This is a genomic window from Nonomuraea gerenzanensis, from assembly GCF_020215645.1.
GTDB lineage: Bacteria > Actinomycetota > Actinomycetes > Streptosporangiales > Streptosporangiaceae > Nonomuraea > Nonomuraea gerenzanensis.
Window position 1 is genome coordinate 4,218,590 of the sequence record NZ_CP084058.1, and the last position, 19,532, is coordinate 4,238,121.

Here is a 19,532-nt window from a genome sequence, read left to right on the forward strand (position 1 = left end):
AGCCTGCCCCGTCATGAGTGCCGACCCCACGACGGTAGGCCCCGCCGGCCGCACCCGCCCCAGGGATCGGGCTAGGGAAAGCTCTGGGCCTGCCGGGTGTAACGGTGCTTGGCGCCCGGCGGGAAGTACTCCGGGTCGCCGGACTCCCGCAGCCTGATGAACGGCGTCTGGTTCTGCACCGGCACGTACGCCGCGAACTCGCTGTTCAGCCGCCGGAGCTGAGCCAGGATGGACGCGCCCGCCGCCTGGGCGAGCTCGTCGGACGGCTTCTCACCCGGCATCAGCTCCACCGTGACGGTCAGGTGCCGGTCGTGGCGCTCGTCCTCGACCGTCTCCAGCACGAACTTCCCCGTCACCCGCGCGCTCACCTCAGGCTGCTCCAGGCCGATCGCGATGTTCTCCGGGTAGATGTTCGCGCCGTAGTAGGAGACGGTGAAGTGGCTGCGGCCGAAGACGTACACGAACGGGCGCTCGGGCCCGCTCGCCCGCGGCTCGAAGCCGTGCCGCCGCACGAAACCCAGCAGCTCCCGGTACGGGATCACGCCGCCCTCGTCGGCGATGTGGTAACGGATGAGCGGAACCCCGTTGTCGCCGGAGAACAGCAGCGTGCCCTGGTGCTCCTCGAAGTAGCGCACCCCGGGGTCGTACTGCACGAGTGTCGGCAGCCGCGACTCCCCGAACAGCTCCCTGGCCCTGCCGGGACGCTCCGACAGGAAGCGGCGGATCTCCACCGACAGCGGCGTCTCGTTGCCCAGGACGCCCGCGTCGGCGGTGCCGTACAGGGAGGCGACGCCGCGCACCGGGTCGGCGATCCCGGCGCGCTCGGCGACCAGCGTGCGCCACTCCTCGCTGAACACCTCGCCCGCCGTCACCAGCTTGACGTTCCAGCGGGCCCAGGGCAGGTCCTCGGTGTCGATGACGTTCTTCAGGAACGGCGGGTAGCCCAGCAGCACGACCTGGTCGAAGTGCGGCGCCAGCTCGGGCAGCACCCGCACGATCTCCCGCCGGTCGGTGCCGGGGGCCACGACGGTGATCCGGTGACCGCGCTCGGCCAGGTGGCGGCAGCAGGCGACCGTGAACAGGCCGCCCACCCAGGTGCCCAGCGCGAAGCAGACCACGGCCAGCGTGCGGCGCTCCCGGCTGCGGAAGGAGCCCGCGAACACCTCCTCGAACCGGTCGGCGATCACCCGCTCGTCCGCCACCGAGCGCGGCCAGAACGACGGCGCGCCCGTGGACCCGGAGGACACGGCGATCAGGTCGCCGATCACGCCGTCCCTGCACAGGTCGGGCAGGGGGTGGCGGTGGGTGTAGTTCTCCTTGGTGGTCATGGGCAGGCGCGCGAAGCCGGCCAGGGTGGTGATCCGCGCGGGGTCGACGCCGTGCTCGGTGAGGAACCTGCCGTAGGCGGGCACGGTGGCCGCCACCTGATGGAAGAGCTCAACCGGGTCCATCCGCCGACTGTACGACGCGGGCCCGGACAGGGGAACGCACGCCGTCATTCGCCCGGGCGCACCAGCCCCGTCTCGTACGCGAACACGATCGCCTGCGCCCGGTCGCGCAGCCCGAGCTTCATCAGCACCCGCCCCACATGTGTCTTGACCGTCTGCTCGGCCACGAACAGCTTCTCGGCGATCTCCTGGTTGGACAGCGCCTGCGCCACCAGGCTGAGCACCTCGGTCTCCCGCTCGGTCAGCTCGTCGAGCCGCCTGCCCGTCACCGGCCGCGGCGGCCCCAGCCGGGCGAACTCGGTGATCAGCCGCTTGGTGATCGCCGGAGCGATGAGCGCCTCCCCGGCCGCCACCACGCGCACGGCTTCCGCTAGCTGCGCGGCGGAGGCGTCCTTGAGCAGGAACCCGCTGGCCCCCGCCCGCAACGCCTCGTACACGTAGTCGTCGAGGTCGAACGTCGTCAGGATGAGCACCTTCGCCGTCTGCCGGCGCGCCATGAGCTCCCTGGTCGCCTCCAGGCCGTTCAGCACCGGCATGCGCACGTCCATGAGCACCACGTCGGGGCACAGCTCGGCGGCCCGCTCCACGGCCTCCCGCCCGTCGGCGGCCTCGCCCACGACCTCGATGTCGGGCTGCCCGCTCAGGAACACCGTGAACCCGGTGCGCACCATGCCCTGGTCATCGGCGATCAGAACCCGGATCAAACGCTCTCCCTCTCCGCGACCGGTAACGTCGCGACCACCTCGAAACCTCCACCGTCGACGGGCCCGGCGACGAGCGTGCCGCCGAGCAGCGCCACCCGCTCCCGCATCCCCACCAATCCCTGCCCGGCCCCGCGCCCCGCCCCGCTCCCTGAGGACCGCGCGCCGGAAGACGCGGTGCCGGGGTCGGTGCCCAGGCTGTTGGCGATGCGCAGCCGCAGCTCCTCGCCCCGGCGGGCGATCTCCACCGCGACGGTCGCGCCGGGCGCGTGCCGCATCACGTTCGACAACGACTCCTGCACGATCCGGTACGCCGACAGCTCCACGGCCTGCGGCTGACCGTGCAGCGGCCCCGACCGCTCGACCACCACGGCCAGCCCGGCGGCGCGGGCGTTGGAGATCAGCTCGTCGATCCGGTCCAGCCCGGGCTGCGGCGCGGTGTCGGTGCGGCCCTGCGGGTCGCGCAGCACGCCGAGCACCTGCCGCAGCTCCGCGATGGCCTCCAGCGACAGCCCCCGGATCTCGGCCAGCCCCGCCTCCAGCTGCGCCACGTCACCGGCCGCCTTGAGCGGCACCGCCTCGGCCTGGATCGCGATCACCGACATGTGGTGCGCCACCACGTCGTGCAGCTCGCGCGCGATGCGGGCGCGCTCCTCCAGCACCGCCTGCGCGCCCTCCGCCTGCCGGGTGCGCTGCTCCTCCTCGACCAGACGGGCCGTGGCGGTGCGCCGCGCCCGCACGTTGTAGCCGAACAGCACCGCCACCGACGCGATGATCGTGGCGATGAACATCGAGTTGGGATGCACGATCCACAGGGTCAGGACCGTGATGACCCAGACGCCGCTTGTGATCCGCCGCTCGCACCGGACCGCCACCGAGTAGAGGACCAGCAGGTACATGATGATCGCCGTGATGATGTAGGGCGGCTCGCCGTCGCCGATCGTCACGGTCAGCCAGATGACCACGGGCGACAGCACGGCGGCGACCCGCCAGGCCGCCAGCGGCCACCGGTCGCGCAGGGCGACGGGCAGGGAGACGCCGATCGCGGTCAGGTACGAGAAGATCAGCGGCGCGGGCCCGTGGATGGCCGGGTTGGCGGCGTTGGCGCGGGCGGCGGCCTCGTTCCACGCCAGGGTGGTGCTGATCGTGATGCCGTACAGGACGACGGCCAGCACCACGTCCGCCACCTGGACGAGGCTCCACCCCTGGTACGGGACCAGCGCCTCGAACCGCCGGGGGACCTTCAGCCGCAGCCGGCGGGTGCCGGCCGGCGGATCGGCGTCGCCCTGGAACAGGGCCAGCGCGAACGGCCGCGAGGCCGCCTCCCACCCCCGCCTGAGCGACCCACGCCAACGACCGGACCCACCACCAGGCCCGCCGCCAGTCTCGCTACCGAGCCCGTCACCGAGCCCGTCGCCGGGCCCGTCACCGGGCGCGCCACCCGCCCCGGCGGCGTCCTCGCGCGCCCGCCCCCACGGGCGCCGGCGCGCGATCGACCGGCCGAGCGAGCGGGCGCGCTGCACGAGGATCACCTGGTCAAGCTTAGAAGCGAGGCCACCCTCGGTCGTCACCCCACGGTCTGATGTTCCCGTCACTCCGAGGTACCGCTTACAACATTACGATCGCCGTGAGCGAACATCAGCAAGGAAGGGAACAGCACGAGGCTCCGATGAGTTGAGCCGGTATAACTCAACCCTTTGGAGTTCGCATGAGTGAGAGCTTGATCCTCCCGGTCCTGCCGCTGGACGACGAGGTCGTCCTGCCGGGCATGGTGGTTCCGCTGGACCTGTCCGACTCCGAGGTGCGCGCTGCCATAGACGCGGCCCGTGCATCCGGTGGCAACAAGCCACGGGTCCTCCTCGTTCCCCGGATCGACGGCCGTTACGGCGCGATCGGCGTTCAGGCCGTGGTGGAGCAGGTCGGGAGGCTGCCGGGCGGCGAGCCCGCCGCCGTGGTGCGCGGCGTGAACCGGGTGCGCGTGGGCACCGGCACGACCGGCCCCGGCGCCGCACTGTGGGTCGAGGCCGAGACGATCGACACCGTCACCGCCGGTGAGCGCGCCCAGGATCTGGCCAAGGAGTACAAGGCGCTGGCCACCACCATCCTGCAGAAGCGCGGCGCCTGGCAGGTGGTCGACCAGGTCAACACCATCGACGACCCCTCCGTGCTGGCCGACAGCTCCGGCTACACGCCGTGGCTGACCACGGCGCAGAAGGTCGAGCTGCTGGAGGAGGCCGACCCGGCCGAGCGGCTGGCCAAGCTGATCGAGTGGTCCCGCGACCACCTCGCCGAGCTCGACGTCGCCGAGACGATCCGCAAGGACGTCCAGGAGGGCATGGAGAAGCAGCAGCGCGAGTTCCTCCTGCGCCAGCAGCTCGCCGCCGTCCGCAAGGAGCTCAAGGAGCTCAACGGCGACTCCACCGAGAGCGAGGAGGAGGACTACCGCGCCCGCGTGGAGGCCGCCGACCTGCCGGAGAAGGTGCGCGAGGCCGCGCTGAAGGAGGTCGACAAGCTGGAGCGGACCCCCGACCAGTCCCCTGAGACCGGCTGGATCCGCACCTGGCTCGACACCGTCCTCGACATCCCGTGGAACGACCGCACGGAGGACAACTACGACATCATCGGCGCCAGGGCCGTGCTCGACGCCGACCACACGGGCCTCGACGACGTCAAGGACCGCATCATCGAGCACCTGGCCGTGCGCAAGCGCCGCCAGGACAAGGGCCTCGGCGTGGTGGGCGGCCGCCGCAGCGGCGCCGTGCTGGCCCTGGCCGGCCCTCCCGGAGTCGGCAAGACGTCGCTGGGCGAGTCCGTGGCCCGCGCGATGGGCCGCAAGTTCGTCCGCGTCGCCCTCGGCGGCGTCCGCGACGAGGCGGAGATCCGCGGCCACCGGCGCACCTACGTCGGCGCGCTGCCCGGCCGCATCGTCCGGGCCATCCGCGAGGCCGGCTCGATGAACCCGGTCGTCCTGCTCGACGAGGTCGACAAGGTCGGCGCCGACTACCGCGGCGACCCCACGGCCGCCCTGCTGGAGGTGCTCGACCCGGCCCAGAACCACACGTTCCGCGACCACTACCTCGAGGTCGAGCTGGACCTGTCCGACGTGCTGTTCCTGGCCACGGCCAACGTCCTGGAGGCCATCCCCGGGCCGCTGCTCGACCGCATGGAGGTCGTCACGCTCGACGGCTACACCGAGGACGAGAAGGTCGCGATCGCCCGCGACCACCTGCTGCCCCGGCAGCTGGAGCTGGCCGGGCTGACCGCCGAGGAGGTCACGGTCGAGGACGCGGCGCTGCGCAGGCTGGCCGCCGAGTACACCCGCGAGGCCGGCGTGCGCTCGCTGGAGCGCTCGGTCGCCCGGATCCTGCGCAAGGTGGCGGCCAGGGACGAGCTGCCCGTCACCGTGCGCGACGAGGACCTGGTCGACTACATCGGACGGCCGCGGTTCGTGCCGGAGTCGTCGCTGCCGGAGGCCAAGCAGCGCACCTCGGTGCCCGGCGTGGCCACCGGCCTGGCGGTCACCGGAGCCGGCGGCGACGTCCTGTACGTCGAGGCGTCCCTGGCCGACCCCGAGACCGGCGAGACGGGCCTGACGCTCACCGGCCAGCTCGGCGACGTGATGAAGGAGTCGGCGCGGATCGCGCTGTCCTACCTGCGCTCGCACGGCGCGGAGCTGGAGCTGCCGGTCACCGCGCTGAAGGACCGCTCGGTGCACGTGCACTTCCCGGCGGGCGCGGTGCCCAAGGACGGCCCCTCGGCCGGCGTGACGCTGACCACGGCGCTGGCCTCGCTGCTGTCCGGGCGGCTGGTCCGCGGTGACGTGGCCATGACCGGCGAGATCTCGCTGACCGGGCGGGTGCTGCCGATCGGCGGCGTCAAGCAGAAGCTGCTGGCGGCCCACCGGGCGGGCATCACCACCGTCCTCATCCCGGCCCGCAACGAGCCGGACCTGGACGACGTGCCCGCGGAGGTCCGCGACGAGCTGACCATCCACACCGTCAGCGACGTGCGCGAGGTCCTGGACATCGCGCTCACGCCGGCGAAGGTCGCCTCCTCCGTGGCGGCCTGACCCCGAGACGAACGCCCCGCCGCGCCCGGCCTTCCCAGGGCGCGCGGCGGGGCGTTCGCATGTCAGCGGGCATCCGCAGTGATGCAGATCACGAAACAGATCAGGAATACCGGAATATCACCTCGTCGTTAGCAACGGCGTGAACGAGGCATACGCGACCGGTCGCGGCACCCCCATGATGGGGGCCGCGTGTCGCCGCATGCGTATGGGGCGAATGCCGGCCCGTTAAGTGCAACCCGTCCGCCCGTTCTCCTCGAAGGTCGTCATGATCGCACCCGGTTTCGTGCTGCGCAGGCTGAGCCACCTGCCCTTCCACCCCGGCACCCGCTGAGGGCCGGAGCCCTCCTCCACCGGTGATGTACGTTCCCGCGGCCCCGGCCGCCCACAGTCATGGGGAATCCCAGTGATCCAGGCTTCAGGCCTGCGCAAGCAGTACGGCACGACCGTCGCCCTGGACGGCGTGGACCTGCACGTGCGCGAAGGCGAGATCTACGGCGTGCTCGGGCAGAGCGGCGCCGGCAAGAGCACGCTCCTGCGCTGCGTCAACCTGCTCGAACGCCCCACCGCGGGCACCGTCACCGTCGCGGGCCAGGACCTGACCGCGCTCGGCGACCGCGACCTGAACCGCGCCAGGCAGCGCATCGGCATGATCCACCAGCACTTCGCGCTGCTCTCCTCGCGCACGGTCGCCGGGAACGTGGCCTTCCCGCTGGAGGTCATGGGCGTGCCCAGGGCCGAGCGTGAGCGCCGCGTCGGCGAGTTGCTGGAGCTGGTCGGCCTGGAGGGGCGCGGCAAGCACCGCCCGCACCAGCTGTCCGGCGGCCAGAAGCAGCGCGTCGGCATCGCCAGGGCGCTGGCGGGCAACCCCTCGGTGCTGCTGTCGGACGAGGCCACCTCGGCGCTCGACCCGGCCACCACGCAGTCGATCCTGTCCCTGCTCAAGCGGCTGAACGCGGAGCTGGGCCTGACGATCCTGCTCATCACCCACGAGATGAACGTGGTCAAGAGCGTCTGCGACTCGGTCGCCATCATGGCGCAGGGGCGCATCGAGGAGTCCGGCACCATCGCCGACCTGATCAGGACCCCCGGATCCCGCCTCACCAGGGAGATCTTCCCGCTGCCCGAGCCCGCGCCGGCCGGCTCGGTGACGCTGACGTTCACCGGCGACCCCGGCAGGCCCGTGGTGTCGGAGGTGGTGCGCAAGTTCGACGTGGACCTGAGCATTCTGGGCGGCTCCATCGAGGACCTGGCCGCCGGCTCCGTCGGCCGCCTGCGGGTGGCGCTGGACGGCGCCGAGGCGCCCGCCGCGCTGGCGTACCTGCGTGATTCCGGGCTGATCGTGGAGGAGGCGCCGTGACCTGGGAAGAGATGCTGCCGCTGCTGTGGCCGGCGACGGTGGAGACCGCGCAGATGGTGGGCTGGTCCACGCTGTTCACGCTGCTGCTCGGGCTGCCGCTGGGCGTGGCGCTCGTGGTGTTCGACCGGGACGGGCTGCGGCCGCTGCCCGCGTTCAAGACCGGGCTCGGGTTCGTGGTCAACGTCGGGCGGTCGCTGCCGTTCATCGTGCTGATGATCGCGATCATCCCGTTCACCAGGCTCGTCGTCGGCACCACCATCGGCACCGCCGCGTTCGTGGTGCCGCTGACGGTCGGGGCGGTGCCGTTCTTCGCCCGCCTGGTGGAGACCGCGCTGCGGGAGGTCGGCACGGACGTGGTGCAGGCGGCCCAGGCCATGGGCGCGAGCAGGCTCGCGATCGTGCGCAAGGTGCTGCTGCCCGAGGCGCTGCCGGGCCTGGTGGCGGGTCTCACCGTGACCGTCGTCGCGCTGATCGGCTACTCCGCCATGGCCGGCACGCTCGGCGGCGGCGGGCTGGGCGACCTGGCCGTCCGGTACGGCTACCAGCGGTTCGAGACGCTCCTCATGATCGTGACGGTCGTGCTGCTGCTCGTGATCGTGCAACTTCTGCAGAGCCTGGGCGACTGGGTCGCTCGGCGCCTTTCACATAAGTAAGGAAAAATCATGAAAATTCATCGCCTGGTGGGTGCCGTCGCGCTGGCTCTGTCGCTCGCCGCATGCGGTACGTCGCAGTCCGCGACCGGCACGACGACGGGCGCCACGGCGGCCGAGGGCGCCGACGCCGTGCTGAAGGTCGGCGCCAGCCCGGTGCCGCACGCGGAGATCCTCAACTTCGTCAAGGACAACCTGGCCCCGGCCGCCGGCATCAAGCTGGAGGTCGTCGAGTTCACCGACTACGTCCAGCCGAACGTGCAGCTTCAGGAGGGCCAGCTCACGGCCAACTTCTTCCAGCACAAGCCGTACCTGGACGACTTCAACGCCTCCAAGGGCACCGAGCTGAGCTTCGTCACGCCGGTGCACCTGGAGCCGCTCGGCCTCTACTCCAAGAAGATCACGGACGTCTCCGCCCTGGCCAGCGGCGCCACCGTGGCCGTGCCGAACGACGCCACCAACCTCGGCCGCGCGCTCAAGCTGCTCGCCGACAACGGCCTGGTCACGCTCAAGGAAGGGGTCGGCACCGCCGCGACCGAGCGCGACGTGACGGGCAACCCGAAGAACCTGCAGTTCAAGCCGCTGGAGGCGGCGCAGCTCCCGCGCTCGCTGGAGGACGTGGACGCTGCGGTGATCAACGGCAACTACGCCATCGAGGCCGGTCTCAAGCCCGCCTCCGAGGCGCTGGTGCTGGAGAAGACCGAGGGCAACCCGTACGTCAACGGCCTGGTCGTGCAGGCCGGCCACGAGAAGGACGCCAACATCGTCACCCTCGGCAAGCTGCTGCAGGACCAGAAGGTCAAGGACTTCATCCAGCAGAAGTACCAGGGCTCGGTCATCCCCGCCGCCTGACCCGCGCGGCCGCGGCCCCGGCGCGGGCCGCGGCCGCACCGCCGGGTTCTGGCGCGGCGGGCGATCAACCGAATACTGTTCTGTTCATGCATCCGGGAGCCATCGCAGCCGTCACCCCCGACAAGCCCGCTGTGATCATGGCGGGCTCCGGACAGATCATCACCTTCCGCGAGCTGGACGAGGAGTCGAACCGGCTGGCCCAGCTGTTCCGCGCGGCGGGACTGCGGCCGGGCGACCACATCGCGTTCATGCTCGGCAACCATCCCCGCTTCCTGTCCATCGCGTGGGCCGCGCACCGCTCGGGCCTGTACTACACGCCGATCAGCTCGCGGCTGCAGCCCGACGAGCTCGCCTACATCGTCGACAACTGCGGCGCGCGGGTCTTCATCTCCAGCGCCGATCTGGCCGCCGTCGCCACCTCGATCACCGACGCCACCCCCGGCGTCGAGCTGCGGCTCATGCTGGACGGCGTGGCCCCGGGCTTCGAGCCGTACGAGGAGGCCGTGGCCAAGCAGCCGGCCACCCCGATCGAGGACGAGTGCCTCGGCGCGGACATGCTCTACTCCTCGGGCACCACCGGCCGCCCGAAGGGCGTCAAGCTCGCCGCCACGCACGGCCCGCTCGACGAGCCCGGCATGCTGTTCAAGCTGATCCAGGGCCTGTTCGCGCCCACGCCCGACAGCGTCTACCTCTCGCCCGCGCCGCTCTACCACGCCGCGCCGCTGCGCTACAGCCTGACGTTCCAGCGGCTCGGGGCCACGGTGGTGGTGATGGAGCGCTTCGACCCCGAGCAGTACCTGGCGCTGGTCGAGCGGTACGGGGTGACGCACTCGCAGCTCGTGCCGACGATGTTCATCAAGATGCTCAAGCTGCCCGGGGAGACCCGGGCGACGTACGACCTGTCCTCCCTCAGGTACGCCATCCACGCCGCCGCCCCCTGCCCCGTCCCGGTCAAGGAGCAGATGATCGACTGGTGGGGCCCGATCATCCACGAGTACTACGCGGGCACCGAGGGCAACGGCTTCCTCTACGTCGGCCCCGAGGACTGGCTGCGGCACAGGGGCACCGTCGGCCGCTCCCTGCTGGGCGTCGTGCACATCTGCGACGAGGACGGCGCGGACCTGCCGCCCGGCGAGCACGGCACGATCTACTTCGAGAAGGGCGGCCGCTTCGAGTACCACGGCGACCCCGACAAGACCCGCTCGTCCCAGGACCCGCGCGGGCGCGGCTGGACCACGCTCGGGGACATCGGCTACCTGGACGAGGACGGCTTCCTGTACCTGACCGACCGCCGCTCGTACATGATCATCTCAGGCGGCGTGAACATCTACCCGCAGGAGGCCGAGAACGTGCTGTCGGTGCATCCGAAGGTGGCCGACGTGGCCGTGTTCGGGGTGCCGGACGAGGAGATGGGCGAGCAGGTCAAGGCGGTGGTCGAGCCGGTGTCCATGGACGAGGCGGGGCCGGCGCTGGAGGCGGAGCTGATCGCGTACTGCCGCGAGCAGCTGGCCCACTACAAGTGCCCGAAGTCGGTGGACTTCCGCGCGGAGCTGCCCAGGCACCCGACGGGCAAGCTCTACAAGCGGCTGCTGCGTGACGAGTACTGGCCCGCCGGTACGTAAAAATCTGGCCACATTTTCCGGAGCGGCACCGCCCCGCCACCTCGATCGATAAGGCTCGCGTCAGGCCGGGCCACTCCCCGCGACCCTCCCCTTAAGCAGGGCTTACGCGCTTCTTGACACCCTAGGATCATCGGATTTCAGGGAGATGGAAGATGAACGCGAACGAGCCTCGCGAGCAGGGCACCGGCGGGTGGAGCCAGTTCGGTGCCACCCCGCCGGCCGCCGGGGGCTTCCCCCGGCGCGACACGATCGCCATGGAGGTGCCGCCGCCCCCGCCACCCCCGCCGCCGGCCAAGCACGGGCTCACCGTCGCCCAGAAGGCCGTCGCGGGTCTCGCCCTGGCCGCGATGGCGGTCGGGGGAGGCGTCGTGGGCGCCGTCGTCGCCACCTCGTTCCAGTCCGAGCCGGTCGCCAGCAGCAGCCCCAGCGCGCCCAGCCCCGTCTTCAAGTCCGCCGCCGACCAGCTCACCGTGGCCGAGGTCGCCGCCAAGGTGCAGCCCTCGGTCGTGATGATCCAGGGGCAGAGCGGCGAGGGCTCCGGCGTGGTGCTGTCGGAGGACGGGCTCATCCTCACCAACAACCACGTGGTCGTCGGCGCCGGGCAGGGCGGGCAGATGACCGTCAAGTTCAGCGACGGCAAGACGGCCAAGGCCACCGTCGTCGGCACCGACCCGGCCACCGACCTCGGCGTCATCCGCGCCGAAGGCGTCTCGGGCCTGACCAAGGCCACGCTCGGCGACAGCGACCAGCTCAAGGTCGGCGACCCGGTGCTGGCCATCGGCAGCCCGCTCGGCCTCGACGGGTCCGTCACCGCCGGCATCGTCAGCGCCCTGGACCGCACGCTGAACCTCGGCGACGATCAGCCGCAGGTCCCGCCGGGCTGGGGTCAGCAGCAACAGCAGCAGAGCGCGCCCACCACGATCGGCGGCGCCATCCAGACCGACGCCTCGATCAACCCGGGCAACTCCGGGGGCGCGCTGGTCAACGCCGCGGGCCAGCTCATCGGCATCAACACCGCCATCGCCTCGCAGGCCCAGGGCGGCGGCGTCGGCTTCGCCATCCCGGTCAACACCGCCAAGCAGGTCGCCGACCAGCTCATCAGCACCGGCAAGGTGACCCACGCCTTCCTCGGCGTGAGCGTCACCGACGCGACGGGCGACGTGCCCGGCGCCCTGATCCGTCAGGTCACCGCGGGAAGCCCGGCGGAGCAGGCGGGGCTGAAGGAGGGTGACCTGATCACGAAGATCGGCGACAAGGCGGTTGACGGAGGCGATACGGTTGTCGGGCAGGTCAGAGGTTTCAAACCGGGCCAAGAGGTCAAGATCACATATATGAGGGATGGCGCGACCCACGAGGTCGGTGTCACTCTCTCGGAGAACAAGTAACAAGGACCCCCTCATGGACGGGTGTGCCGTTGAGATCGCTGCGGACTCGGCGGCACACCCCCCCAATCCGGTTCACCTGAAGCGCCGGCCCTCGTCGCGCCGGTAGGCCCAGGCCGCCGCGATCGCCGCCACCACGGTCCACCCGGCCAGCGAGATCAGCGCCACCGCGTCGGGCGTGTTGCCCGCCGCGACCGCCCACAGCAGCTCGGCCACACCCCTGGTCGGCACGTACGGGGAGACGACCTCCACGAAGTCGGGCAGCAACGCCGGCGGCAGCAGCAGCCCACCCAGGATCGCCATCGGGAAGAACAGCACCTGCGAGGCGGCGATCGCCCCCTTCGCGGACATCAGCGACCCGATGAACAGGCCCATCAGCATGAACGGCACGACCCCCACGACCAGCGCGCCCAGTCCCAGCAGCAGCCCCAGCGGCGTGGTGGTCGCCTCGGTGAGGAACGCCGCGACCAGCAGCACCGGCACGACCGACACCAGCGTGACGGCCAGCGCCGCCAGGATCCGCCCCGTGAAGCGGGGGAACGGGCCGGCGGGGAGCGTGCGCAGGTAGGGGTTCCACGGCAGCTCGCGGTCCTGGGCCACGGTGATGCTCAGGTTGACGAGGGTCCCGGCCATCGCGCCGAAGAACATCATCGAGCCGGTCGCCATGGTCGCGGCCTTCGGATCGTCGCCCGCGAACGGCACCACGAACGCCACCATCGAGATGGCCGGGAACAGCGCGCCGGCCAGCAGCCCGACGGGCACCCTGACCTGCTCCAGCAGGAACAGCCTCAGGTGCGCGGAAGCCAGGCTAGGCATGGGCCGTCTCCTTCGCGGTGAGGGTGAGGAAGGCCTCCTCGAGGGTGGTCGGCCTGATCTCCAGGCCGGAGAACGGCGTGCCGCTGCGGACGAGCTCGACGACCAGCCGGTCGGGATCGGCGGTCATCAGGTTGACCCGCCCGTCCACGCGCTCGGCGCCCAGCACGCCGGGCAGCTCGGGCAGGTCCTCGGCGACCAGCGAGACGCGCCGCACGCCCACGACGTCGCGCACCGCGCGCACGGTGTCGTCGGCCAGCACCCTGCCGGAGCCGACCACCACCACCCGTTCGGCCAGCGCCTCGATCTCCTCCAGGTAGTGGCTGGTCAGCAGCACCGTGCCGCCGTCCTCGTGGAAGGACCTGATGCCGTCCCAGAGCGCGCGCCGCGCCTCCACGTCCAGCCCGGTCGTCGGCTCGTCGAGGAAGACCAGCCGCGGCCTGCCCGCGAACGCCAGCGCCACCGCCAGCCGCCGCCGCTGCCCGCCGGACAGCCCGCCGACCTGCCGCTTGGCCAGGTCGCCCAGCCCGAAGCGGGCCAGCAGCTCGCCTCTGTCCTCGCGGTCGGGGAAGTGCGCCGAGACGAAGTCGACGATCTCCCCGGCCCGTAACACCTCCGGCAGGCCCGTCTCCTGCGGGGTCACGCCGATGCCGCGGCGCACGACCGGATCCGCGGGCGAGCCGCCGAGCAGCTCGACCCTGCCCGACGTGGGCCTGCGCAGCCCGACGAACAGGTTGATCAGGGTGGACTTGCCCGCGCCGTTGGGGCCGAGCAGGCCGACCAGCTCGCCCGCCCTGATGTCGAGCGAGACGCGGTCGAGCGCCTGCACCTCGCCGTAGCGGCGGGACACCTCGACCGCCCGGGCCAGCACCGTCATCACACGCCTCCAGCGTTGTCCAGCAGGGTACGGATGGCCCTGGTGTAGTCCTCGAAAGCCAGCCGCCCGCGCCTGGTGAGAGCCACGAACGTGACCGGCGTACGGCCTCGGTGGGTCTTGTTGATGGCCACGTACCCGGCCTCCTCCAGCTTGGTCAGGTGCACCGACAGGTTGCCCGCCGTCATGCCGAGCAGATCCTTCAGCGAGTTGAACGCCATCTCGTCGCCCTCGCCGAGGACGTTGAGCGCGGCCACCACCCGCAGCCTGGCCTGGGCGTGGATGACGGGGTCGAGCTCGGGCAACGCCTTGTCCATCGTCACGAGCAGCGCCTCAGGACCACCCCGACGGCGATGAAACCTCCGCCCAGCAGCACGGCCGTCAGCAGCGCGTGCCATCCGGCGCCGAGCAGCACGCCCAGCGCGTTCACGGCGCCGACGTAGGCGCCGAAGAAGAACATCGGCCAGTTGAGGAAGACCGCGCCGCCCGCCATCTGCAGCGCCGCCACCAGCATCAGGGAGGAGCCCGCCCACAGCAGGCCGCTCTCCTGCGGCGGCAGGTGCGGGGTGATCCTGTTGCAGAGGACGGTCATGAGCGCGAACCCGGCGAACCAGGCGTATCCGAACATGGTCCCTCTGGCGTTCGAGTCGCCGCGCAGCACCTTGTTCAGCCGGACGAATCCCAGGGCGGCGATGCCGCCGGCGAGGAGTTGCGCCGCCATCAGCACGCCCACGGCCTGCATCTGGCTGATCGGCGCGTAGGACCGCCCGTCGAGGCCGTAGTGCAGGAACAACGCGGTGAAGCCGAGCACCCAGGCCACGCCCCACGGGACGTAGAGCAGCAGGGGATCGCCGTAGAGCCACCGCGTGGTGGCGGCGCTCTGCTCCTCGATGACCCGGAGCGTCTCTTCCGGGCTCGGTGCCCGCTCGTCGTCCACGGTGCAAACTCCTCGATCCTGCAAACTGGTTTGCATCATAAACCTGATGGCGCCGCAAACTCAACCCGCAGCGGCGGGGCAGGGGCTATCGCCTGGTCAGGACCTCGGACTCCCACAGGTCGCGGTAGTAGCCGGGCACGGAGACCAGCTCGTCGTGCCGTCCCCGCTGGACGACGCGGCCCTCCTCCAGCACGACGATCTCGTCGACCGACTCCAGCCCCTTGAGCCGGTGGGTGACGAGCAGCGTGGTGCGGTCGCGGGTGACGTCCAGCAGGTCGGCCATCAACCGGTCGGCCGTCTCCTCGTCGAGCGCCTCGGCCGGCTCGTCGAGCAGCAGCACGGGCGGGTCGTACAGCAACGCCCTGGCCAGGGCCAGCCGCTGCAACTGGCCGCCGGACACGGTCCGGCCGTCCTCGCCCAGCTCGGCGTCCCAGCCGGTGCGCTCCACCCAGCCGTCCAGCCTGGCGTCCCGTACGGCGCGGCGCAGCGTGTCCTCGTCGGCGTCGGGGCCCGCCAGGCGCAGGTTGTCGCGCAGGGAGGCGCGGAAGATGTACGGGTCCTGGGTCAGGCCCGTCATCAGGGTGCGCACGTCGTCGCCCGCCAGGTCTTCGAGGGGGGTGCCGTTGACGGTGATCGTGCCGGACTCGGGCTCGACCAGGCGCATCAGCGCGGCCAGCAGCGTGCTCTTGCCCGCCCCGCTGGGGCCGACGATCGCGACCCGCTTGCCGGGCGTCAACCGCAACGACACCCCGTCCAACGCCGGCCGCCCTGCCACGGCTGCTCCGGGCCGCGCGGCCCCGGCTGCTCCGGGCCGCGCGGCCCCGGCCGGTTCGGGCCGCGCGGCCCCGGCCGGTTCGGGGCGCGCGGCCCCGGCCGGTTCGGGCCGCGCGGTCCCGTCCAGCGCCGGCCGCCTGGCTACGGCCGGTTCCGGCCGCGCGGACCTGCCCGGGGCGGTGTGCGCTTCCGTTGCGGGCCGGTGGTCGGTCTCGTCCGGGGCCGGGTGGCGGACCACGAGGTCGGTGATCTCGACGGTCAGCGGCGCCTCGGGCCGGGGTGCGGGCGCGGCGGGCTCCGCCGTCGCCGGCGCGGCCGAGCGTACGTCCCGCAACCGCCGCAGCGCCGCCGTGATGCCCGCCATCCGCTCACCAGCCGCCGCCAGCGGCAACACGGGCTCGAAGGCGACCAGGGACGTCAGCGCCAGCACCGCCGTCCCCACCGACCCCGCCCCGGCACCCTGAGCGAGCAGCACGACCCCGGCCACCGTCAGCCCCTGCACCAGCGTGCCGCCGGCGAGGGCGGCGGCGTGCACGCGGGCCTGGCGGCGCTCCAGGGCCGCCAGGCCCGCGTCGGCCGCCAGCGCCTTCGCCAGCGCCTCGTCGTCCGCCCCGTACGCGGCCAGGTCGGCGGAGCCGTGCACCAGGTCGGCCACCCGGCCCGCCAGCGCGGCCCGCGCCGGCGCGATCCTGGCCGACCAGCGGCGCGCCGCGGCCGCCGTGCCCGCGGGCAACGCCACCCCGGCCACCACCAGCCCGGCCACCAGCACCAGCGCCGCCACCGGCAGGATCGCCAGCCCGACGACCACCGCCGCCAGCCCGGCCATCGCCGCCGCCGCTGCGGGCAGCAGGCAGCGGACGAGCAGGTCCTGCACGGCCTCGGTGTCGTCCACCATCCGGCTGAGCAGGTCGGCGCCGCCGTGGCGGGGGCGCTGGGGCGGGATGAGAGCCTCGTACAGGCGCTCCCGGGTGCCTGCCTGGGCGCGCAGGGCCACGTCATGGCCGGTGAGGCGCTCGGCGTAACGGAAGACGCCCTTGCCGGTCGCGAACGCCCTGGTCGCCACGATCGCCACGCTCAACGCGGCCAGCGGCGGCTGCTCGGCGGCCCGGGTGATCAGCCACGCGGCGGCGGCGATCAGCCCGAGCCCGGCCAGGTCGGCCGCCGCTCCCGCCAGCACGGCCCACACCAGCCGCGTTCCCATCCGGCGGTTCATCGCTTGCTCCCCTCGTGACGCGCCACCGCCGCGGCCTCGCCCCGGCCCGGCCCGTCGCCGTCCGCCGGTCCGTCGCCTGACCGGCCGGCGCGCGGGGAGGCGGCGGACGCCGGCAGGTCGGCAGCGCCTGGCGGGTCAGCGGTGTCCTGCGGTTCAGCGGTGTCCTGCGGCTCAGCGGTGGTGGCCGCCGGCGCGGCGATGATCTGCGGCTCGGTGGCCTGCGGCTCGGCGGGAGCGTGTGAGTCAGCGGTGGCCTGCCGGTCAGCGGTGGCAGCTGGCGCGGCGGTGGCCTGCCGGTCAGCGGTGGCCTCCGGCTCAGCGGTGGCCCGCCGTTCAGCGGTGGAGTGCGGGTCGGCGGTGATGGGGGTGCGGTGGGTGGTGTCGGAGATGACGCGGCCCTCGTGGATGCGGATGACGCGGTCGGCGAGGTCGATCATGGCGGGCCGGTGCGCGACGATGACGGCCGTGCGACCGCGGGACAGCTCCGCGGTGCCCGACACCACCGCGGCCTCGCTGCGCCCGTCCAGCCGGGCCGTGGGCTCGTCCAGCAGCAGCACCGACGCGCCCGGCCGGCAGAAGGCGCGGGCCAGGGCGATGCGCTGGCGCTGGCCGGCCGAGAGGTTGGTGCCGCGCTCGCCCAGCACCGTGTCGAACCCCTGGGGCAGGGACGCCACGAAGTCCGCGTGCGCCGCCGCCGCGGCCCTGCGCACGTCGTCCGGAGAGGCCGAGGGCGCGCCGAGCCGGATGTTGTCGGCGACCGACGTGGCGAACAGGTGCGGCCGCTGCGCCACGAACGCCAGCCGGGCCCGCCAGCTCGCCAGGTCGAGGTCGCGCAGGTCCGTGCCGTCCACCAGGACGCGGCCCTCGGACGGCTGGACGAAGCCGAGGATGAGGTGCAGCAGGGTGCTCTTGCCGCCACCGCTCTCACCGACCAGGGCGACCCGCTCGCGCGGCCGGATGGTGAGCGAGACGTTCTCCAGCGCGGCGCCGTCGCGGCCGGGATAGCGCACGGTGACGTTCTCCAGCCGGATCTCCGGCGCCTCACGGCCGCTCTCCGGCGCCTCACGCCCGCTCTCACCGGCGGTCCCCGCCGCCCCGCGCTCACCGGCCGTCTCCGGGCCCGGCTCGTCCCCGGCCCGATCCAATACGGCGAAGGCCGCGTTGGCGGCGGCCACCCCCTCCATGGAGGCGTGGAACCGCGTCCCCATGGCCCGAAGCGGCAGGTACGCCTCCGGCGCCAGCAGCAGCACCAGCAACGCCGTCGTCAGATCCAGCGACCCCCCGAGCAGCCGCAGCCCGACCGGCACCGCCACCAGCGCCAGCGACAGCGACGCGCACAGCTCCAGCACCAGCGACGACAGGAACGCCACCCGCAACGTGCGCATGGTGGCGGAGCGGTGCGCGTCGGCGATCTGCTGGATGACGGTGGCCTGGTAGCGGGCCCGGCCGAAGGCGCGCAGGGTGGGCAGGCCGCGCACCACGTCGAGGAAGTGCCCGCCGAGCCGCGACAGCGCCACGAACTGCCGCTCGGTGACGGCCTTCGTGGTCATCCCGACCAGCGCGCCGAAGACGGGGATGAGCGGCAGCGTGACCAGCACGATCACCGCGCTGGCCAGGTCGGCGGCGAACAGCCGGACGAGGACGGCCACGGGCACCACGGCGGCCACCGCGATGGAGGGCAGGTAGCCGGTCAGGTAGTTGTCGAGCCCGTCGAGGCCGCGCCCCGCCAGCGTGACCAGCTCGCCGGAGCGGTGCGCGGTGAGTCGGGCGGGGCCGAGCTCGCGCAGCCGCTCCAGCAGCCGGTGCCGCAGGGCGGACTTCACGCCGGTGGCGCCGCGCCCGGCGAAGACGCCCTGCGTCCACGCCAGCAGTGCCCGCACGCCCACCACCGCCGCCAGCACGGCCAGCGCCCCGGTGGCGAAGCGGCCGGACAGCACCCCGGCCAGCAGCTCGGCCTGCACCAGCACGAGCAGCCCCGCCAGCACGGCGGCGGCCAAGGTGACGCCCAGGTGGAGGCGGACCGAGCGCTCGGCCCGCATGAGTGAAGTCAGACCCTTGTGCACGTGCCCTCAGAAGAACGACGGGAGACGGAAGGCGTCCTTGCCTGGCCGGAAAGTGCGCCATACCCATACTTGCGCGCCCAGCATGACGGGTGCGAACGGCAGGACCATGACACTGAGCACATCCAGTGTGCCAGCGGGCGCGCTGTGCTCCAGCAGGTACGGCATCGCGCCCCCCAGCACCCCCAGCACGGGCAGCGCGGCGAGGACCCCCGTCACCAGCAGCACCCGCCCCGGCCTGGTGACGCCGAACGTGCCCGGCGTCCGCCAGCCCAGGAACGTCCAGCCGTGGAAGGCGAACAGCAGCGTCACCACCAGGCCGAGCAGGAGCCCGAGCGGGTGCACGGGCGAGGACTCGAAGCCGGTGGCGGCGGCGTACAGGGCCATGCCCCAGCCCACGGACAGCCCCAGGGAGCCGAACGCGATGGCCGCGTCCCAGCAGCCCCGCCAGGCGGAGCCGTCCAGCCTGCGGCGGAACCACAGCCCGGCGTCCCGCAGCACCCAGCACAGCAGCATGGCCACGACCAGCGGGTACAGCCCGAACAGCACCTCGCCTTCGAGGAGCGGGTAGACGCCGAACAGGGTCCCGGCCACCGCCACCAGCCACACCTCGTTGGCCAGCACGTACGGGGCGATGGCGGCGACCATCCTGTCCCGGCTCCCGCGCGTCCTGCCCAGCACCGGCAGCAGCAGCCCCACGCCCAGGTCGAAGCCTTCGAGCGCGAAGTAGCCGGCCAGCAGCGCCGTGAAGACGGCGAACCAGATCACTTCCATATCGGG

The 19,532-nt window shown here is 72.5% G+C and carries 16 protein-coding genes; 6 read left to right on the forward strand and 10 right to left on the reverse strand.

Translation table 11 applies throughout. From position 1 onward, the window contains the following. Positions 1-71: 71 nt before the first annotated feature. From LCN96_RS20100 to LCN96_RS20110, 3 genes are read right to left on the reverse strand one after another with little or no spacing between them, the layout of a single operon-like run. On the reverse strand, positions 72-1,451 hold the full coding sequence (locus LCN96_RS20100) for a phenylacetate--CoA ligase family protein (RefSeq protein WP_225274389.1): 1,380 nt from the start codon (positions 1,449-1,451) through the stop codon (positions 72-74). 44 nt (positions 1,452-1,495) lie between these two features. Further along, complete coding sequence (locus LCN96_RS20105) at positions 1,496-2,152, reverse strand: response regulator (RefSeq protein ID WP_225274390.1); 657 nt, start codon at positions 2,150-2,152, stop codon at positions 1,496-1,498. After that, entirely contained in the window at positions 2,149-3,681 is a 1,533-nt protein-coding gene (locus LCN96_RS20110; protein ID WP_225274391.1) for a sensor histidine kinase, read from the reverse strand. The genes LCN96_RS20105 and LCN96_RS20110 overlap by 4 nt, the downstream gene beginning before the upstream one ends. A gap of 176 nt (positions 3,682-3,857) precedes the next feature. Here LCN96_RS20110 and lon point away from each other — a divergent pair, with 176 nt between their 5' ends. The 6 genes from lon to LCN96_RS20140 all read left to right on the forward strand — a co-directional run bounded on the left by lon (position 3,858) and on the right by LCN96_RS20140 (position 12,084). Beyond that, the gene (gene lon / locus LCN96_RS20115) at positions 3,858-6,218 is read left to right on the forward strand and encodes an endopeptidase La (RefSeq protein ID WP_225274392.1); all 2,361 of its coding nucleotides are present in this window, start codon (positions 3,858-3,860) and stop codon (positions 6,216-6,218) included. A 403-nt stretch (positions 6,219-6,621) separates the two neighbouring features. Beyond that, entirely contained in the window at positions 6,622-7,575 is a 954-nt protein-coding gene (locus LCN96_RS20120) for a methionine ABC transporter ATP-binding protein (protein WP_225274393.1), read from the forward strand. Beyond that, the gene (locus LCN96_RS20125) at positions 7,572-8,228 is read left to right on the forward strand and encodes a methionine ABC transporter permease (protein WP_225274394.1); all 657 of its coding nucleotides are present in this window, start codon (positions 7,572-7,574) and stop codon (positions 8,226-8,228) included. The genes LCN96_RS20120 and LCN96_RS20125 overlap by 4 nt, the downstream gene beginning before the upstream one ends. A 9-nt stretch (positions 8,229-8,237) precedes the next feature. Beyond that, positions 8,238-9,077 carry a MetQ/NlpA family ABC transporter substrate-binding protein gene (locus tag LCN96_RS20130; protein ID WP_225274395.1) on the forward strand — a complete coding sequence of 280 codons (840 nt, stop codon included), beginning with the start codon at positions 8,238-8,240 and terminating at the stop codon, positions 9,075-9,077. Positions 9,078-9,163: 86 nt separating this feature from the next. Further along, on the forward strand, positions 9,164-10,699 hold the full coding sequence (locus LCN96_RS20135) for an AMP-binding protein (RefSeq protein WP_225274396.1): 1,536 nt from the start codon (positions 9,164-9,166) through the stop codon (positions 10,697-10,699). 152 nt (positions 10,700-10,851) lie between these two features. Then, entirely contained in the window at positions 10,852-12,084 is a 1,233-nt protein-coding gene (locus LCN96_RS20140) for a S1C family serine protease (protein WP_225274397.1), read from the forward strand. A 72-nt stretch (positions 12,085-12,156) separates the two neighbouring features. Here the strand turns inward: LCN96_RS20140 and LCN96_RS20145 are convergent, their stop codons facing one another. From LCN96_RS20145 to LCN96_RS20175, 7 genes are all read right to left on the reverse strand, one after another. Further along, a complete protein-coding gene (locus LCN96_RS20145; protein WP_225274398.1) occupies positions 12,157-12,897 on the reverse strand; it encodes an ABC transporter permease in 741 nt (246 codons plus the stop codon). Beyond that, positions 12,890-13,771 (reverse strand): ABC transporter ATP-binding protein, encoded by an 882-nt coding sequence (locus tag LCN96_RS20150; RefSeq protein ID WP_225274399.1) that lies wholly within the window; start codon positions 13,769-13,771, stop codon positions 12,890-12,892. The genes LCN96_RS20145 and LCN96_RS20150 overlap by 8 nt, the downstream gene beginning before the upstream one ends. Then, positions 13,771-14,085 (reverse strand): winged helix-turn-helix domain-containing protein, encoded by a 315-nt coding sequence (locus LCN96_RS20155; RefSeq protein ID WP_225276017.1) that lies wholly within the window; start codon positions 14,083-14,085, stop codon positions 13,771-13,773. Before LCN96_RS20155 ends, LCN96_RS20150 begins: the two co-directional genes overlap by 1 nt. 2 nt (positions 14,086-14,087) lie before the next feature. Then, the gene (locus LCN96_RS20160) at positions 14,088-14,705 is read right to left on the reverse strand and encodes a hypothetical protein (RefSeq protein WP_225274400.1); all 618 of its coding nucleotides are present in this window, start codon (positions 14,703-14,705) and stop codon (positions 14,088-14,090) included. 85 nt (positions 14,706-14,790) lie between these two features. Then, positions 14,791-16,692: an amino acid ABC transporter ATP-binding/permease protein gene (locus LCN96_RS20165; RefSeq protein ID WP_225274401.1), complete on the reverse strand. Its 1,902-nt coding sequence runs from the start codon at positions 16,690-16,692 to the stop codon at positions 14,791-14,793. Continuing rightward, positions 16,689-18,731 (reverse strand): thiol reductant ABC exporter subunit CydD, encoded by a 2,043-nt coding sequence (gene cydD, locus LCN96_RS20170; RefSeq protein ID WP_225274402.1) that lies wholly within the window; start codon positions 18,729-18,731, stop codon positions 16,689-16,691. Before cydD ends, LCN96_RS20165 begins: the two co-directional genes overlap by 4 nt. A 30-nt stretch (positions 18,732-18,761) precedes the next feature. Further along, complete coding sequence (locus LCN96_RS20175) at positions 18,762-19,526, reverse strand: cytochrome d ubiquinol oxidase subunit II (RefSeq protein WP_225274403.1); 765 nt, start codon at positions 19,524-19,526, stop codon at positions 18,762-18,764. Positions 19,527-19,532: the final 6 nt, after the last annotated feature.

What these genes read in the sequence shown, in the direction of transcription:
- LCN96_RS20100 (WP_225274389.1), bottom strand. Translation starts at nt 1,451, where the DNA reads ATGGACCCGGTTGAGCTCTTCCATCAGGTGGCGGCCACCGTGCCCGCC.
- lon (WP_225274392.1), top strand. Translation starts at nt 3,858, where the DNA reads ATGAGTGAGAGCTTGATCCTCCCGGTCCTGCCGCTGGACGACGAGGTC.
- LCN96_RS20130 (WP_225274395.1), top strand. Translation starts at nt 8,238, where the DNA reads ATGAAAATTCATCGCCTGGTGGGTGCCGTCGCGCTGGCTCTGTCGCTC.
- LCN96_RS20135 (WP_225274396.1), top strand. Translation starts at nt 9,164, where the DNA reads ATGCATCCGGGAGCCATCGCAGCCGTCACCCCCGACAAGCCCGCTGTG.
- LCN96_RS20140 (WP_225274397.1), top strand. Translation starts at nt 10,852, where the DNA reads ATGAACGCGAACGAGCCTCGCGAGCAGGGCACCGGCGGGTGGAGCCAG.
- LCN96_RS20145 (WP_225274398.1), bottom strand. Translation starts at nt 12,897, where the DNA reads ATGCCTAGCCTGGCTTCCGCGCACCTGAGGCTGTTCCTGCTGGAGCAG.
- LCN96_RS20150 (WP_225274399.1), bottom strand. Translation starts at nt 13,771, where the DNA reads ATGACGGTGCTGGCCCGGGCGGTCGAGGTGTCCCGCCGCTACGGCGAG.
- LCN96_RS20155 (WP_225276017.1), bottom strand. Translation starts at nt 14,085, where the DNA reads ATGGACAAGGCGTTGCCCGAGCTCGACCCCGTCATCCACGCCCAGGCC.
- LCN96_RS20165 (WP_225274401.1), bottom strand. Translation starts at nt 16,692, where the DNA reads ATGAACCGCCGGATGGGAACGCGGCTGGTGTGGGCCGTGCTGGCGGGA.
- cydD (WP_225274402.1), bottom strand. Translation starts at nt 18,731, where the DNA reads ATGCGGGCCGAGCGCTCGGTCCGCCTCCACCTGGGCGTCACCTTGGCC.
- LCN96_RS20175 (WP_225274403.1), bottom strand. Translation starts at nt 19,526, where the DNA reads ATGGAAGTGATCTGGTTCGCCGTCTTCACGGCGCTGCTGGCCGGCTAC.